General features: G+C 60.7%; 14 protein-coding genes. 7 read left to right on the top strand and 7 right to left on the bottom strand.

The window, feature by feature from the left end; translation table 11 throughout:
* Positions 1 to 42: 42 nt before the first annotated feature.
* Positions 43 to 2,220, bottom strand: coding sequence for a glutamine synthetase III (locus R4P70_RS11405; protein WP_019749120.1), 2,178 nt, complete (start codon positions 2,218 to 2,220; stop codon positions 43 to 45).
* A gap of 225 nt (positions 2,221 to 2,445) precedes the next feature.
* Between R4P70_RS11405 and R4P70_RS11400 the strand changes: the two genes are divergently transcribed.
* Positions 2,446 to 2,715 (top strand): putative quinol monooxygenase, encoded by a 270-nt coding sequence (locus R4P70_RS11400; protein ID WP_225989342.1) that lies wholly within the window; start codon positions 2,446 to 2,448, stop codon positions 2,713 to 2,715.
* Positions 2,716 to 3,079: 364 nt separating this feature from the next.
* Here the strand turns inward: R4P70_RS11400 and R4P70_RS11395 are convergent, their stop codons facing one another.
* The 4 genes from R4P70_RS11395 to R4P70_RS11380 all read right to left on the bottom strand — a co-directional run bounded on the left by R4P70_RS11395 (position 3,080) and on the right by R4P70_RS11380 (position 10,725).
* Positions 3,080 to 3,895 carry a class E sortase gene (locus tag R4P70_RS11395; RefSeq protein ID WP_020908249.1) on the bottom strand — a complete coding sequence of 272 codons (816 nt, stop codon included), beginning with the start codon at positions 3,893 to 3,895 and terminating at the stop codon, positions 3,080 to 3,082.
* Between the two features lie 66 nt (positions 3,896 to 3,961).
* Complete coding sequence (locus R4P70_RS11390; protein ID WP_003945342.1) at positions 3,962 to 4,105, bottom strand: hypothetical protein; 144 nt, start codon at positions 4,103 to 4,105, stop codon at positions 3,962 to 3,964.
* Positions 4,106 to 4,233: 128 nt separating this feature from the next.
* Positions 4,234 to 8,841 carry a DUF5979 domain-containing protein gene (locus R4P70_RS11385; RefSeq protein WP_411742470.1) on the bottom strand — a complete coding sequence of 1,536 codons (4,608 nt, stop codon included), beginning with the start codon at positions 8,839 to 8,841 and terminating at the stop codon, positions 4,234 to 4,236.
* 1,725 nt (positions 8,842 to 10,566) lie between these two features.
* Positions 10,567 to 10,725 carry a hypothetical protein gene (locus R4P70_RS11380; RefSeq protein WP_003945304.1) on the bottom strand — a complete coding sequence of 53 codons (159 nt, stop codon included), beginning with the start codon at positions 10,723 to 10,725 and terminating at the stop codon, positions 10,567 to 10,569.
* A gap of 101 nt (positions 10,726 to 10,826) precedes the next feature.
* Here R4P70_RS11380 and R4P70_RS11375 point away from each other — a divergent pair, with 101 nt between their 5' ends.
* Positions 10,827 to 10,952 (top strand): hypothetical protein, encoded by a 126-nt coding sequence (locus R4P70_RS11375; protein WP_259349277.1) that lies wholly within the window; start codon positions 10,827 to 10,829, stop codon positions 10,950 to 10,952.
* Positions 10,953 to 11,220: 268 nt separating this feature from the next.
* The gene (locus R4P70_RS11370; RefSeq protein WP_182262272.1) at positions 11,221 to 11,757 is read left to right on the top strand and encodes a hypothetical protein; all 537 of its coding nucleotides are present in this window, start codon (positions 11,221 to 11,223) and stop codon (positions 11,755 to 11,757) included.
* 75 nt (positions 11,758 to 11,832) lie between these two features.
* On the opposite strand, the gene R4P70_RS11365 is transcribed toward R4P70_RS11370, so the two are convergent.
* On the bottom strand, positions 11,833 to 12,591 hold the full coding sequence (locus R4P70_RS11365; protein WP_182262271.1) for a hypothetical protein: 759 nt from the start codon (positions 12,589 to 12,591) through the stop codon (positions 11,833 to 11,835).
* A gap of 201 nt (positions 12,592 to 12,792) precedes the next feature.
* Here R4P70_RS11365 and R4P70_RS11360 point away from each other — a divergent pair, with 201 nt between their 5' ends.
* Positions 12,793 to 13,005, top strand: a complete 213-nt coding sequence (locus R4P70_RS11360) for a hypothetical protein (protein WP_182262270.1) — start codon at positions 12,793 to 12,795, stop codon at positions 13,003 to 13,005.
* Positions 13,006 to 13,801: 796 nt separating this feature from the next.
* Positions 13,802 to 14,038, top strand: a complete 237-nt coding sequence (locus R4P70_RS11355; protein ID WP_317830829.1) for an SGNH/GDSL hydrolase family protein — start codon at positions 13,802 to 13,804, stop codon at positions 14,036 to 14,038.
* A gap of 26 nt (positions 14,039 to 14,064) precedes the next feature.
* Here R4P70_RS11355 and R4P70_RS11350 read toward each other — a convergent pair whose 3' ends face one another.
* A complete protein-coding gene (locus R4P70_RS11350) occupies positions 14,065 to 14,190 on the bottom strand; it encodes a hypothetical protein (RefSeq protein WP_317559832.1) in 126 nt (41 codons plus the stop codon).
* Positions 14,191 to 14,376: 186 nt separating this feature from the next.
* Between R4P70_RS11350 and R4P70_RS11345 the strand changes: the two genes are divergently transcribed.
* Positions 14,377 to 14,544 (top strand): hypothetical protein, encoded by a 168-nt coding sequence (locus R4P70_RS11345; protein ID WP_317559833.1) that lies wholly within the window; start codon positions 14,377 to 14,379, stop codon positions 14,542 to 14,544.
* Between the two features lie 357 nt (positions 14,545 to 14,901).
* Positions 14,902 to 15,465 (top strand): hypothetical protein, encoded by a 564-nt coding sequence (locus tag R4P70_RS11340; RefSeq protein ID WP_317830828.1) that lies wholly within the window; start codon positions 14,902 to 14,904, stop codon positions 15,463 to 15,465.
* The last annotated feature ends 183 nt before the right edge of the window (positions 15,466 to 15,648 follow it).

Raw genomic sequence — 15,648 nt, 5'->3', positions numbered from 1 at the left:
AGTTGCGGGCCACAGTTTTGTGAGCGTTGATTTCGGTGATGCTCAGAGAATGAAGAGCATTTCCTGATACGTCGGGAGTGGCCAGTGATCGTCGGCGACGATGGTTTCGAGGAAGTCGGCCGCTGCACGTACCTCTGCCATGGCGGGCAGGAGTGCGTCCTGTGCGTGCTTGGCCTGATCGAATGGCGACTCGCCGGCGTCGGTGTCGATTGCTGCGCGCAGGGCCGCGAGCGCTGTGCGCAGAGCCGCAACGGGCGCCGACACTTCTTCGAGCGGAGCTGAATCCGGTTCGAGGCCGGCGGACTTCAGTGCGACGAAGTTCTGCGCAACTTCCGTCTGGTGGCGCACTGCAGCCGGAAGGATCAGCGTCGTACCGATTTCGGCGGCCAGGCGTGCCTCGACGCCGATGCTCAGTGCGTACTGTTCGAGTCCGACCTCGTAGCGACTGTGCATCTCTCGGTGGTTGAAGACCTTGTACTTCTCGAAGAGTTCCATCGAGGACTCGGTGATCAGTTCAGGAAGGGCGTCCAACGTCGTGCGAAGGTTCGGCAGGCCGCGAGACTCGGCCTCGATCTGCCAGTTCTCCGAGTAGCCGTCGCCGTTGAAGACAACCGCACCGTGGTTGGTGATGATCTCGGTGAGCAGATTCTGGACGGCGGTGTCGAAATCGGCGCCGTCGGCGACCGCGGCCTCCAGTTCGGTGGCCATGTAGTCCAAGGCCTCGGCCATGATCGTGTTGATGGTGACCATCGGGCCGTTGACTGTTTGCAGCGATCCTGGTGCGCGGAACTCGAAACGGTTGCCGGTGAAGGCAAATGGGCTCGTGCGGTTGCGGTCGCCCGGATCGGTCGGCAGGACGGGAAGGGTGTCGGCTCCGATCATCATGGTGCCCTTGTCCTTCGACGATGTTGCCGCGCCCTTGGCGATCTGCTCGAAGACGTCGGCCAGTTGATCGCCGAGGAAGATCGAGATGATTGCCGGGGGAGCCTCGTTGGCACCGAGACGGTGATCGTTGGTTGCCGATGCGACCGACGCGCGCAGGAGGCCGGCGTATTTGTGGACGGCCCGGATGACTGCGGCGCAGAATACGAGGAACTGGGCGTTGTCATGCGGATTGTCGCCGGGGACAAGCAAACTGCCGAGTTCGGAGTTGCCCAGCGAGAAGTTGACGTGCTTGCCGGAGCCGTTGACACCGTCGAACGGCTTCTCGTGGAACAGACATTCCATGCCGTGCTTCTTGGCGATGGTTTTGAAGGTGGTCATCAGCAACTGCTGGTGGTCAGCGGCGATGTTGCCTCGCTCGAACATCGGGGCGATTTCGAACTGGCCGGGCGCAACCTCGTTGTGCCGTGTCTTGGCGGGGATGCCGAGTTTGAACAGTTCCCGCTCGGTGTCCATCATGAATCCGAGCACACGTTCCGGGATCGCCCCGAAGTAGTGGTCGTCGAACTCCTGGCCCTTGGGCGGCTTTGCGCCGAAGAGTGTTCGGCCGGCGTTGAGGAGGTCGGGGCGGGCGAGGAAGAAGTGTCGATCGATCAGGAAGTACTCCTGCTCGGGACCGCAGAACGACACGATGTGCTCGGGGTCGTCGTGGCCGAACAACTTCAGGATTCGTTCGGCGTGGAAACCCATTGCCTGTTGTGAACGCAGCAGGGGAGTCTTGTGGTCGAGCGCTTCGCCGGTCATCGAAACGAACACGGTCGGGATACACAGTGTGTTGCCGTTGGGGTTTTCGAGAACGTAGGCCGGGCTCGTGACATCCCAGCCGGTGTATCCGCGAGCCTCGAATGTGTTGCGCAGCCCGCCGTTCGGGAAACTCGAAGCGTCGGGTTCACCTTGGATCAAGGTCTTGCCGGCGAACTCCGCCAGTGCACTGCCGTCGCCGACCGGCTCGAGGAAGCTGTCGTGCTTCTCGGCCGTCAACCCGGTCAGTGGATAGAAGACGTGGGCGTAGTGGGTTGCGCCTTTCTCCAACGCCCAGTCCTTCATCGCCGACGCGACCGCATCGGCGACCATGGGATCAAGCGGTTTGCCTTGCTCGATCGTCGCCATCACCGACTTGTAGACGAGCTTGGGCAGTCGCTTCTGCATGACCACCTTGTTGAAGACGTTGGCACCGAACACCTCGCCGGGTGTCTCGTCGGTGGTGAAACTGACCACCGGAGGTGTGTAGGCCTCGACGTCCTTGATCGCTTGCAAGCGAACTGCATTTCCACTCATGTGCTTACCCCTCGCCCGGGCCCAGGGCTGCGCTGCTGATTGCGAGCCCGACTTCGGCAAACCCTACGAACCTCCGGTATCGGGGGTGTTTCGTAGATATTGCGCCTGTCCGCAAACTTCGAGTCACAACGGAAATGTCGATCTGTCGGAGGTCTACGGCAGACTTCGAGCCGACGGGCTATTGCAGGACAGTCGAATCGGAGAGTCTTTGTGATCAGGGTGTTGGTGCCAACAACGGTGGAGCAGGGCGATCTCGCGGAAGTGCTTCGGTTGTATGACGAACTTGTCACCGAGACCCGAAAAGAGGACGGCTGCATCAATTACGAGTTACTGCAGCGCACCGACAATCCCTGCGAGCTCGTGTTGGCGGAGGAATGGGAATCGCAGGAGCACCTCGACGCCCACACTCATACCGAGCACTTCGTCAGGTTGGTTGAGGCGCTGGACAAGCTCGAGACGGCAGCGCCGGCGCAGATCTTCACGAAGGTTCTGTAGCGGCGGAGTCCGGTCTCAGTGCTCGCTCAGGCGTCGAACGAACATTCCGGAGAGCCTCGAGCGTCAACTAGGCGAGCCGTTCCGACACACGCGGAAACTGGTTTGCATCGACACGCCAGAATCATCGTAGGTCCGTCGAGTCCGATGTAGGACAGCGCCTTCGGGCTTCAGCCGGGCCTTGTGCCGGTGTCGGCCGCCCTGCACGGGCGCTCTATACGGTCACGTCGGAGTAGGGCATATGCTCTGACACCCAAGGAAATACGACTTCCATGAGTAGCAGCACCACCGCGACCAAGAGAACGATCGCCAGCAGGGCCTTCACTGGTCGGGGGCCGGGGAGCGCGCCCCAGAGGTAGCCGTACATTCATTGCTCCTGGAATGCCGCGGGCATGGTGCCCGAAGTCTTCGAGATTGTTTCGACGAGAACCGCGTGGACGATCAAGCGTTCGCTGTTCGAGTAGAGCGGATGGCACGTGGTCAGTGTCAACATACTTTCCAGCGTGGCGTCGGGCTCGGCCCAAGGGCTTCCGGGCAGCGGGTTGACGACCGCAACATCCCCGGGCACGGTGATGTGCCGCCCGAGGAGATGGGCGTAGTCGCCTTCGGAAACCCGATCGGCTTGCTCGGGATTCAAGCAGGCTTTCGCCGCAGCGCGACGTTCGGGCGAGGCCTGGTCGAGCGGGAGTAACCGGTACGTCATCCACTGGGACTCGGTCTCCACGACGACGGCATCGCATGCATCGAGTCGATCCAGGTGTTGGAAGACTGCGCCGGAACCATTGCGGTGCCCGGCGAGCGCGAAGTTTCCGGCTTCGCCGGGCATCTGCGAGTCCGGGTAGTGGCCGGGGCCGGCCCGCAGGTCCTCGTTGCGTGTGCCCTCGACGATTGCGTACGCGGCGCCGAGTGTGGGGAAATGCACGCGCGCGAATCCCTCGCCGAGCACAGGGATCAGCGGGGACACCGGCTGACCGTCGATCGCTCCTGAGGCTTCGGGGACTTCGGCCCAGGATTCCTCCAGACTGTTGTTGAGCTCGTCCTGCAGCCGCCCTGAGACGATATTGGTCCAGAACGCCTCATAGATGACGAACAGCAGGACGACGACCCCGGCCGTGAGGAGCAGTTCGCCGATTACCTGGCCTGCGCCCGGCCGCCGACGCCCTGGAACTTTGGTATCGCTCACGGACCAGGGTCTCCTCTTCACAGATCTACCGAGCTAGCCGATGTGTCGAATTGGTGCCGTATCGAACTAGCTGCCCGCGTTGATCGTGGCGCTTCCGGTACCGCCGAGGAGATCGTAAAGGAGTACGGACAGGCGACCGAGGCCGTCGATCGCGGCAGAACCAGTGGTCTCGATGCCTTCGATGACGATCGGGAACGGGAGGAATGACATGGTGTTTCTCCTTCGAGGGGTGGGCCGCGGGGGCGGCCGCGAGATAGATACGTCGTGACGGTGAAACAGGGCGGGGGCGACCAGGCGTAGGTCGCCACCCGCCCTGTTTCGGTATTCCTGGTTGGGAGTTACTCCTGGCCGGGTGCACGCTTGCGGTTACGCAGGGTGAGCCATGCGCCACCGCCGATCAGCGCCAGCGCCAGACCGGCGAGCCAGATGACGTTCGCGCCGGTTACCGGCAGGGACGATGACTGGTCCGGTTTGGCCTGAGCAGGATTTCCCGGAGCAGGCGTGCCCGGAGCACCGTTGTGTCCACCACCGTTATTGCCGGGAGTGTTGTTGCCGGGAGTCGACACGTCGGTGCCTGGTCCTCCGGGTACCTCAGAGCCCGGCCACGTCGGGATTTCCCACGGCGGCAGCGGGATCGGGATCGGGATGATGATCAGCCCATTGCTGCTGGTTTTGTTCTCGAGTCCCAGGACCACCGACTTGTTTGCTTCGCCGGTGAGCTTGACGGAAGTTGCGGTCGGTTGGCCGTCGATATTCGAGACGTCCGCCTTGCCTTCCTTGACGCCCCAGATCACTTCACCCCACTTGACGTTGGTGACGTCAGTGTGAGCACCGGTTTCTGTAAAAGTGATGTCGGTGTTCAGCGGGAACTGGACCCGGCCGTCGATGACGGCTGCGTCGCACTGGGCGGTCGGAGTGACCGAAGCGCCCGGTCTGACATCGAGAACACAAGACCGCGCCTCATTGTCGATGTCCGTCCACGTAGCCGTGACCTGGAAGATCGTGGATCCGTCCTTTGCCACCTGGCTGCCCTTGGGGCCGGTCACGATCTTGTCGATATCCACCTCGGTGGTCGGGATCGGGCGGTTGTGGATCTCCACCACAGCCTTCTCACCGGCTACCGCCTTGACGGTGTCGCGGTATTCGGCGTCACCGGCATCCGCGGACACGTAGTAATACGGCCGCGCCCAGTCGATACCGGCCAGGGGCTTGGGGTCGACCTCGGAGAAGGTGATCACGGTGTTCCGCGGCACAACCTCGTCGGACGTCCAGCTCCAGTCGTTTCCGGCATCGAGGGTGATGGTCTGGCCCACTGCCGGGAAATCGGTTCCGGCGGGGAGCGCCGGATCGATTCCGTCGATACGGACTTCGAACTTCGTGCTGTCAGGCAGGTCGGCCTCGGGGGCGCGGACGGGGTTGCCGTCAGCGTCGAGGATGAACTTCGTGAATTCGACCGATCCGAATTTCCACAGCGCCTCGTTCGACAGCGTGATCAGTCGACCGTCGGTCGGGTCGTCGGAGACTATGCCCGTCGCGGTGCCGTCGAGGTTCGAATGCAGCCACGATTCGCCTTCCGGGCTGGTTCCCCAGGAGATGGTGCCCCACTCGACTCCGTCGACATCGGGACGGCCGGTCTCGGTGAAGGTCACCTCGGTGCCGACGGGGAGGTCGACGCCGAGCGGTGTGGTCTGTCCCTGCTTGACGCTCAGCACCTGGGTGCGGTACTCCACACCGTCGCGCCAACGCGCCTCGACCGTGAACTCCACGTCGTCGCCGATGGCCTCGGCGGCCTCACCGCCGACCTGCTTTGCGATGCGCAGAGTGCCGTCGTTGACGTCGACGAAGTTCGACACCTCGATCTTGCGCAGATCCTTGCCGATGGTCACCACGGCTGCGTTGTCCGGATTGATCCTGACATTCCCGGAGTATGCGGGCACGCCATAGGCGAGACCGTCACCGTTTGCCGGAACCAGCTCTGTCAGTGTGACTTCGGTGCCGCCGGGCAGGTTCTCGCCGAACGGAACCGCGGTGCCGTCGGACGGAAGAGACAGTGTCTTGCTCTGCGGTTTGTCGTCCGTATCGAGCCAGGTGGCAATCACGTCGAAGCTCGCCGGTACGGCCTTGTCGAACGCCTTCGGGCCCGTGAGTTTCTTGCTCACTTCGAAGGTGCCTTGCGTGATCGTGGCCTCGTTGGTGACGGAGACCGTGTTCGCCGACGCATCGGCGCCGATGGTGAGCATTTTCGGGTTGATCACCGGCTCCGACCAGGTCACGAGGTCGGTGTTCATCGGTTGTACCTCGGTGAAGGTGACTTTCGCTCCGATGGGCAATTTGCCCAGGTCGTAGTGCTGACCGTCCTTCAGAGTGAATTGACGCAACTCGTTGCCGGCGGCGTCGTCACCAAAGGCGATCTCTGCGTTGACGACGAAAGCCTCGAGTCCCGTGCGCGCTCCGTCACCGATGACGGACTTGGTGATCCGCGCCGATCCCAGACTCGCTTTGTTGAGCAGTGTGACACCGACATTGCTCTTCGGTGTGATGGTCACCAGCGCCTCGGTGCGGTCCCCGTTGAGCGTCACACCCTCTGACGGGCGGAACGTCCCTCTCTCGAAATACACACCGTCAACGGTGGGGAGGTTGATCTCGGACAGTCGGATCTGCCAGCCGGTTCCGCGGGGGTTGATCCCACTGACCGGTGTCCCGTCAGCCTTCACCTTGATCTCGTAGGAGCTCACCGGGGCGTCGGTCGCTGGGTTTTGCCCGGGGGCGAACTCCTCGACTTTCACGGTGAACTCGGTGTCTTGCGGGAATTTCTCGGAGAAGGGAGCGATCTCCTTCAGCAGCGAGAACGAGCCCCGTGACACACCTTGACCGGTGCCGCCGCCGCCCCATTCCTGCTTGACGCTCTGCGACAGCGTCTGCTTGCCGGCATAGGTGAGGGTGTTGGCGTATTCCGTGTCGCGCTGGTCGAGTCCGCCGCTGCTGGTGCACAGGGTGTAGCTGACGAGGTACTTCGTCTGACGGCTGTAACCGTCCGCGTCACGCGGGAGAGTGAGATCGAAACCGCCGTCGGCGCGCGCCACCGAGGTGGCATCGGTGATATCGCGTTTCTTGTTGCCGTCGAAGAAGTCTTGCGCGACGACCTTGAGATTGAGGTTGCTCTTGAGATCGCCGCCGATTTCACACACCGTCATGTTCGGTGAGAACCTGTCGTTGATGACCGCCGGTTCGGTAAGGCCCTCGAGATCGTGTCCGGAGATTTCCACGGTCCAATTGAGGGTGGTGCCTGCCGGCTGCTCCACGCCGCCGACAGTCTGCGACGTGGTGTTGATCGCGCCGTTCTTGCCGCTCGTGAACCCAGGCCCCTCAGTCTTTCCCGTGATCGACGTCTTGTTGACGACCGCCGAGTTGGTGAGATGGTCCTCGGAGTCTGGCACCTCGGTGGTGGTCAGGCAGGTCCGGTACGTGAGGTAGTAATACTGCTCTTCGTTGAACGTGTCCGGGTTATCCACAGTGATCGCCGCGGTGAAGGTACTCGCGCCGGCTACTGCGCCGATGGGAGCAATGGTGAATCCTGCGGCAGGAGTGCGGTAGTTGGGTTCGTTCTCCCGACCTGGGAGGTAGTCAGACTTCTCGATGACTACCTGCACGCCCGAGGCACAGACCGCATGGGGGCCGCCGAAGGTGTCGGTGATGTCGATCTTGTGGTTGTTGGCGGCAATGTCGGTGCCCGGAACCACAATCGTCCAGACGGCTTCCATATTGCGCTTACCGCCGTCGAGGTAGCCACCCTTCCAGGGCTCGGTCTGCGGCGCATAGTCCTGTCCCACGCCATCCGAAGCCACCGTGTTGTCACCGATCGTCACGGAGTTGGTGTACTGAGTCCCCTTGAGATCCACCACGCCGCTGGTCGTGCATGAGGTGTACTCGATGCGGTAGAGCTTGTTGCCCTCGAAGGGCGCGCCGTTGTTGATGTTGATGGTGACCTGATCACCCGCGTCGGGTTGAGTGACGGTGACGCCGCCGGGGGTCTCTTTGAGATCGCCCGGGCGACCGGACCACAGCTTCGCGTTGAGCAGGCTGCCTGCACACACCTTCATGTTGTCGGAGAGCTCGTCGCTCAGGGTCACCGAACCGGTGTTGCCTGCGTCCAACTTGGCCAGATCGGCGCCGGGGATGTCGATGGTCCACCGCACTGACTGCTTGTTGTCCTGGAGTTTGCCGGACTTCGTCGACTCGCCGATTACGCGGCCGTCGGTGATGCCGCCCGTGCCGGGCAGGTCGACCGGCGTGACCTTGTTGTTGATCGTGAAATCCACAGTCTCTGACGTGGTGTACTCGACTGCCTTCGTGTAGACGAAGAAATCGCCCTTCACCTCGTCCGGCCGATCCGCCACAGCGTCGGAGAGCACGCAGGTCATGAGATTGGTGGAAGCAGCCAGACCGCATGTGCCCCAAACCGTCCCATCGTCGCCCTCCAGCGCGATCGTCGGGTTGGACTGAAGCTTCAGCTCGCCAGGGAATTCAATGGTGAACTGGTCGCCCGGCTGCGGACTCGCGCTTGACGCGTCCCAGGTGCCCCGCACAGTGACGGAGTCCCCGACCGTAATCTGCTGGTCGTTCTTTCCCTCGACCTGGACGTCGGTGATTTTCACATCGATGCCGGGATTGACTCCGCGTGCGGCCAGTCGCTGCGCCGCCACAGAAGTCGTAGACGGGTGCGCCGTGGTTGTGATCGGCGGTTTCGCAGAAGTGGGTGACTCCGACGTGGAAGTAGGCGGCGCCGTCGTTTTCAGTGGCGCCTCCGTCGTAGTTGCGGGCGGCTTCGTTGTGGTCGGAACTGTTGAGGTCGGAACTGTGACGGTCGAGGTCCCGACGTCATCTGCTGAGGCAACCTGGACGAAAGAGAACGACGATACGACCAGCGCCAGGACCGCAACGATCATCCCCAAAGCTGCCCACCGAGACACCACCCCCTCCCCGGCACGGCGTGGGAAGACACGGTTACGCATGACGAACACCTTTCGTTCAGAACACATGATTTAGGCCCCGTTTCCGGGGCCGTCGAATAGCGAAACGGGACCTTTGAGCAGCTCTGGAGCCTGGATGCGAGCGTTGGTGATTCTCAGGCGACCTATTGCGGAGCCGAACAGTTGGTAATCGGACCTGGTTGGCGCCAGCGCAGACCGACGGCCGGCTCTGGGTAGGCCAGGAAATTCCAAGAAAAATCGACCGCCGGTATTACCTAACGCGACGACCTACGAGGTACTAAAGGCTGCGGCCGAGGATCTTTCCTGCGCGATTCATTGCAGTTCTGGCATGAGCACCATCCCGGATAGCAAAAGCAACAGTGCGATGGCTCCGAGGGGGGAGTCTTCGTGCTACGTGCTTCGCTGCCGTGACGGTTTTCATGAAATTCCTTTCTTTGGCACAACGTAAAGAAATTTGCGCGGGGCCTTCGCGAGAAGATGCAAATTCCGCGCAAACAACGCAGAAGGCGCAAACCGGGCGATGCGCAATCAGGAATCTAACACGAGCAAATCGCATAGCTGGACACGCCATGGACGTGCGTCCATGCAAGAAAAACTGCGCTTACCTGGCTATATCTATCTTCCGTTGATTTCTTTCAAGTTAACTGGCTGGTTCATCACAATTCGATCTCGACCATCAGTTGAATGCCTGCCTTGGCCCTTTTCGACAATCGGTGAGCGGCCGAGCCGAGTCGGCGCTGCTGTACCGAATGAGCCTTTATGCAGTTCACTGACCCTTATTTGCTGTCTGAACGACAAGGTGTGGAGCGAATTATCTGTGCACACACGCTCGACATAAATGCAAATCATTTTTCTGCGTATAGGAGGAGGGTGAATTAGGGGGTGAATTCAGTCGCGGGTCATCGAAACCCCTGTTCTGAAAGGATCCAGAGATAGGAGTCACATTAGATTCGTTTTTCTTAGCAGATTGGATTCCGGCCTGAGCTAACCGTCGATAATGCTTCGGGGGCCGACATGGCATTTCGAGACGAAGAATCGCCCAGCTTTTCGTAGAAAGCCTTCGGTACGGTTACGTCAGTCCAGCTGATCACGCGCCGCAGCGACTTTTGGCGACGCTCTTGTGCGCACGGATGAGGCACTGCCTGGGATGTGTGTGGATCTCGGAAAATGCCACGTCGGAGGCTTCTTCGAAGATCTCGAGACCTCGCAAGTTCAGGTCGTTCTCGCGCGCCTCGGCACGATGAACTGGCTTACTTTTCAAGCGCTTTCGATGCCCGGAGTCAAATGGTGACGGTGGTTGCGTAGTTGCCGACGGTGGATGCGACCGGCTCGATCGGTGCTCAGTCGCCACATCCGAGCAACCGCACCGAGTGGCCGCGAGGTCCCACAGCCGGTACTTTTCGCAGCTCTCTGGACACTTCGCGAAATCGGACCTTCGAATCGAGTTCTCGCGCAACCATTCTGACGCAGCTTGTGTCAATGGTGCTACACCCACGGCTGACCGCAAGGTTTGACTGCCCCGGCTGCTGTGACGCCTTGGGATCCGGAGCCCAGAGATTCTGTGACAGTCGCGGCCGCTCCGCGCAGCGTGTTGCATGCGACTCAGCCGCCATTGGTGGACTCTTGCCTACCGACTCGTCGTCGTAGAACTTCGTGAGACGACCTTGTCGCAGGGAAGGGCTACAACGATTGGTCGGGTCCGGTCAACGAGGCGGGACCGGTAGTCGGTTGGTGTGCGCCGGTGAACCGCTCGACGACGGATACAACGACGATCGCGAGTGCCAGGATTCCAACGGTCCGGGCGAGTGACTTCAGGGTCTTCGGAAGTGCCTTCTTCATGCGTGGCAGATTACTGCGGACGGCACGCAATTGGGCTAGGTTTCGGTCCGAATCGGATCGGTCTGCACAGATACCGCTTTGCCCACACAGCGTGACTATCCATGATGCAAATCTTGTGGTGCCCCGGCAACTGGCTCTCCACCCCGCCCCACGGAACCGCCGACATCGTCCGGGTGTCCGACGGGTTCGCCCCTACGCACGGTGCGCGCACGGTGATCCCGGGATGAAATGTGACGGTGGGCATCCCAGTTTCGCAGGGATTCTCGCGCTTGCGGATAAAACCGCCATGTACGTTCCCGTCACCTGGCCGGACGGCTGACGCCCCGATCCTCATTGCGGGAATGCGAGGGTTTCGTCGCTTTCCGGAGCGCAAATATGGTCTGAGCTGCAGGTTTCGTGCAACGTCATCTGTTTGGATGACTGCCCGGACCGGTTTTCTCCCGGTAGCGTCTGCCACTCCCATGCCCACAGGTGGCAGAAGTCGAAGGGAAAGCTATGCGCGCAAAGGGATTGGCCAAGAAGGCTGCGGTTGTCGGGGCTGTGGCGGCAGCTAGCGTGATGGTTCTTCCGGGACTGGCAAGCGCCGACGACATCATTACACCGACACCGACTGACGTTTCGCTGTCGGTCAACGACAGGACGGCCACACTGAAGTACACGACTCCGGAGTTCGCGAACTGCACTTCGGCCGTCCATACGCCGAAAAATGTTGAAGCGATACGCGCCTTTGCCGAACATAATCCGGTACGGTTCGCCGCCACCTTCATTTATGGGCACCCGAATCTGGAGGCCGATCCCGTGTGGAAGTCGCTTAACCCGGCTTCCGAAAATAGTGCGAAGATTACGGATGCCATCGCAGGACTTCCGTATGGCAACTATGTCGCCGGAATCTACTGCGTCAGTGACGGACCCACCCCGGCCGGATACAACCAGACTCACAACTTGGTTGAGCTTCCGTTCACTCTCCCGCAGGCGCCTGCGAATCCGGGCGGGGGATTCGGATCCATCCAATTCCCTGCGTTCGGCTCGTAGAAACTCACGACGAAAGCCCCTCAACCTCGCAATGAGGTTGGGGGGCTTTCGTCATCTGCAGAAGGGCTGTTGCTGCTAGCTGCCGAAGATGTCGCCGAGTGAACCGAGCGAACCGGTGCCTGTCTCGGGCTTCGGATCCTTCTTGGCGAAGTTGGTGGTGCAGCCGTTGAACTTCACCGCGTCGACGAAGACGCTCGAGGCCGCCGAGCCGGTGCCGACGCTCACACCGTAGTGCTCGACCTTCGCGCCGGGGTTGGCTGCCACGATGGCATCGAGTGAGGTGGGCTCGCCCTTGACTGCACCGCCGATGGTGCGGGTGCTCCACCAGAGTCCGTCCTGGATGTTCTCGTGCTTGACCGCAGCGTCCGTCACGGGTGCGCCGTTCTGGCTCGGCACCCACACCAGGGTGGTGAAACCGTTGTCGTTCGGGTTCGTGGTGCCGGTCAAACGCAGCTGGAACGCGGCGCTGGTGGTTACGGCGCGCTCGGAGAACCCGATTTCCTTGGCAGCCGCGTCGGCGAGCTTGATGCTTCCAGCCGCGTGGTAGGACACGGAGCGGTCCTTGACGTCGGTGACTTCGAGTTTGAGTGAGCCGTCCTTGTCGAAGACATTATCGGCCGCGTAGGAGGCGGTCTGGTCCTTCTCGTCAGTGAACGGGATTCCCCAGCCGTTCGCGGTGGTTTCGGTAGACGTTGTGGAGCAGGTGAAGCCCGCTTCCGGCTCTGCGGAACCGAGTGAACCAGTGGGCGCTGCGCCCGCGAAAGCCGGTGCAATCAATGCGGCGGAGCCGACAAGTGCGGCAACGATTCCGGCGCGGCGGGTGGCTTGAGACATGCGTGATGAACCTCTCGGAGGGTAAAACGGGGGTGAAGGTCTGTAAAATTTAGCACAGACTGTCCGGTTTGTGAATGTTGAGGATGGGAAACGATTGCCCAAAGTCGTCCGGGGAAAAATGCTGGCAAGTAACGCATTTCGGTTTTCCGCGCGATTTACGATCGCGGCATCGGTGAATCGGCACTCGTGATTTCTCAGTAAGTGAGAACGAGCTACCTCGTCGTCGAACTCCGCAAGAACGGCACCGCAGTGTCCGGCACATCGACCACGATCGGTGCCGGCAATCAGGTCACGGGCGGAACATCCATCGGAACATGGGCTTTCGCAAAAGGTGACGTACTCACTGTGTATGTGACCGGCGTTGGAACATCCCCCGGCAAGGGCCTCGTCGCCGACCTGGAAGGACTCGCCTGATGCCGCTCCTCTTCGCCCGCCCATCAATCGCGCCGGTCGCTCGAACGCTCGCGTGCACCAACGGCGGGCAGGGTGGCTGCGTGGCCTACCCGACACCGTCGTCGGGGACTATTACGCAGCTCGGGCCCCGGCATGTCATTGGCATCGACGAGCAGACCGATGAATGGCGCGTCAAGGCGCGCAACTGGCGATCGTTCGACGACACGGCCGGTACTGCAGATCTGGTCGGGCGGGGATTATTTCGGCGAGCATCAGCCTGGAGGGAGTGGGGAGCACACCGGCAACTTCAAGGACGGTGTTGCAACGACGCTCGTGCCGGCCGTCTCCCACAGCAGGATCCCGAACTCGACAAGTTTCTACATCGCACCGTGGTTCACTGATCCAGCCTTGCAGTTCGATCCGGCCAAAGAGTATGTGCTCGGGTGGGGCTTCACCAGTTCAGCGCAACAAATGGCGGCGGGCGCGAACGAGGTGTTTCAGTTCCCAGGCTGGTCTGCCGCAACGAATCCAGCGACAACCGGCGGTGTTGCGGGCGCAGGAAGCACTTACCGCGGGACGCCGATCGACTTTCAGATCGAGTACTCAGATCGAGTACAAGGTGACCTCACGCAAGAAAGCATTCCTGTGGCTCGGTGACTCCATCTCCGAAAGCGCGACAGGTGTTGTCGGTACCTCGTATCCGACCACGTGTCGGCCGTGTTCGATCCAGGACAGCTACCCGGCACGCTGGGCGAGGGCGAACGGTTTTCTGTAGCAGAACATTGCACAGTCGAACCTGTATGCACGTGATTGGGCGGTGACGTCAGCGGATCGTTGGAATCGAACGGATCTTGCTGCCGGAAAGTTCGACGGGGCGTTCATCGCTGCAGGGTCGAACGACTACGCCAATAATCGATCTCTGGCGCAGTACCAGGCGGACGTGGCGACGATCATTTCGAAGATCAGGGACACCATCGGATCTGACAAGCCGATCTACCTCGTCGACATCATTCCGAGAACCGATGCATCCATTCGTGAATCGTTGCGGACCTAGTACAACAACTGGCTCTACACCCTGCCTCACGGAACCGCCGGCATCGTCCGGGCTTCCGACGTCTTTGCCGCTACCCCCGGCGCAAGCACCGTTATTTCGGCGATGACGTGCGACGGCGTGCATCCCAGTTTCGCCGGGATTCTTGCGCTCACCGACAAGACCACCATGTACGTCCCCACTAGCTAGACCTTGCGCGACGAAGTCCCCAACCTTTCGAGGTTGGGGGCTTCGTCGTGCGGATTGCCTGTTACGTCCTCTAGCAGGAACTCCGCAGGAAATTGCCAGGAATAGAGTTGCGTTACTCAAAACTTCAACCGAAAGCCGGAACTGTGAGCACTGTGCATCCCCGTGTCGACGAAATCATTAAGCGTGTCATCGACGAGGAGCGCATTGCACGCCGGAAATCCTGCAACGATGCTGAACTGACCGACGAGACTGCCCAAGCCGAGCTTGTCGCCGCCACGCGCCAGCTCGCCAAAGCCGTGGAGATGCTGTCAGAGATGTAGACCGCACGACAAAGTCTCGGCCTTTCGAGCCAGTGAGACAATCGGGATATGGCTTTCGACCCTGACCCTGACACCCGCCAACCCGGCACAGTGAAACTCGCTGACGGCCGTTAGGCGTACCGCTGGAAAGATGCACCGGACGCCGAACTGACCATCATGAAGCAACCGGAAACACCCGCGGAACCTGCAGGGTAACAAGCGAGTGACGCCCCATCCTCATCGCGAGGGTGGGGCGTCTTTGTCGTTTTCGGGCCAACAAATGTGGGTTCACCTGCAGGTTTCGTTTAATGTCATCTGTTTGGATGACTGCCCAGACTGGTTTTTCCTCGGTAGCGTCTGCCACTTCCATGCCTACAGGTGGCAGAAGACGAAGGGAAAGCTATGCGCGCAAAGGGATTGGCCACGAAGGCTGCGATTGTTGGCGCTGTGGCGGCAGCTAGCGTGATGGTTCTTCCGGGACTGGCTAGCGCCGACGTCATTGAAGGTCCGCGACCAGCGGAAGCGACCGCTACCGCGGTCGAGAATGGCGTGAAAATCAAGGTTACGAAAGGTGAGGTCGAGGATCAGGGGTATTGCACACCAATTGTTCACACCCAAGCTGTTGCGGATGAATTGAACAACGATCCAGTGGGTCCCATTTCGTTCGTGCCTGAGAATTGGCACCGCATTGACCCAACTTGGCCGGTTTGGGACGATGAACATGGGAATAATCGCGTTTATGTCTATCCCGGTGAGTCGTTCGAGACGACTATCAATCTTGCAGACGGCAAATACGTGCTGGGTGTCTACTGCTACATGAACTACCCTCCAGAAGGTATGCGGTCGGACTGGGTAACTCAAATCCCCTTCGTCGTAGGCGAAGAGGGAACTCCTCCCGTGGGAGGATTCGGATCCATCCAATTCCCTGCATTCGGCTCGTAAGCGTCTCGACCACGAAGCCCCCGAACCTCACTGGAGTTCGGGGGCTTTCGCCATGAGGGGTGAACCTCCCGGGCATCGTGTGCGTCCAAGGATGCATGGACGACTACGAGTAGGACCTCGAAACATGCCGACTCCACGGATGGACGCTCGACGAACTCGAAGAAGCCAGAGCGTTTCATAACT

The sequence above is a fragment of the Rhodococcus sp. IEGM 1241 genome (assembly GCF_033142365.1).
In the GTDB taxonomy this organism is placed as follows: Bacteria; Actinomycetota; Actinomycetes; order Mycobacteriales; family Mycobacteriaceae; genus Rhodococcus_F; species Rhodococcus_F erythropolis.
This window is presented reverse-complemented; position numbering and strand designations above follow the sequence as displayed.

Coding starts and splice junctions, on each gene's coding strand:
- R4P70_RS11405 (WP_019749120.1), bottom strand. CDS start 2,220: ATGAGTGGAAATGCAGTTCGCTTGCAAGCGATCAAGGACGTCGAGGCC.
- R4P70_RS11390 (WP_003945342.1), bottom strand. CDS start 4,105: ATGTCATTCCTCCCGTTCCCGATCGTCATCGAAGGCATCGAGACCACT.
- R4P70_RS11385 (WP_411742470.1), bottom strand. CDS start 8,841: ATGATCGTTGCGGTCCTGGCGCTGGTCGTATCGTCGTTCTCTTTCGTC.
- R4P70_RS11380 (WP_003945304.1), bottom strand. CDS start 10,725: ATGAAGAAGGCACTTCCGAAGACCCTGAAGTCACTCGCCCGGACCGTT.
- R4P70_RS11375 (WP_259349277.1), top strand. CDS start 10,827: ATGATGCAAATCTTGTGGTGCCCCGGCAACTGGCTCTCCACCCCGCCC.
- R4P70_RS11370 (WP_182262272.1), top strand. CDS start 11,221: ATGCGCGCAAAGGGATTGGCCAAGAAGGCTGCGGTTGTCGGGGCTGTG.
- R4P70_RS11365 (WP_182262271.1), bottom strand. CDS start 12,591: ATGTCTCAAGCCACCCGCCGCGCCGGAATCGTTGCCGCACTTGTCGGC.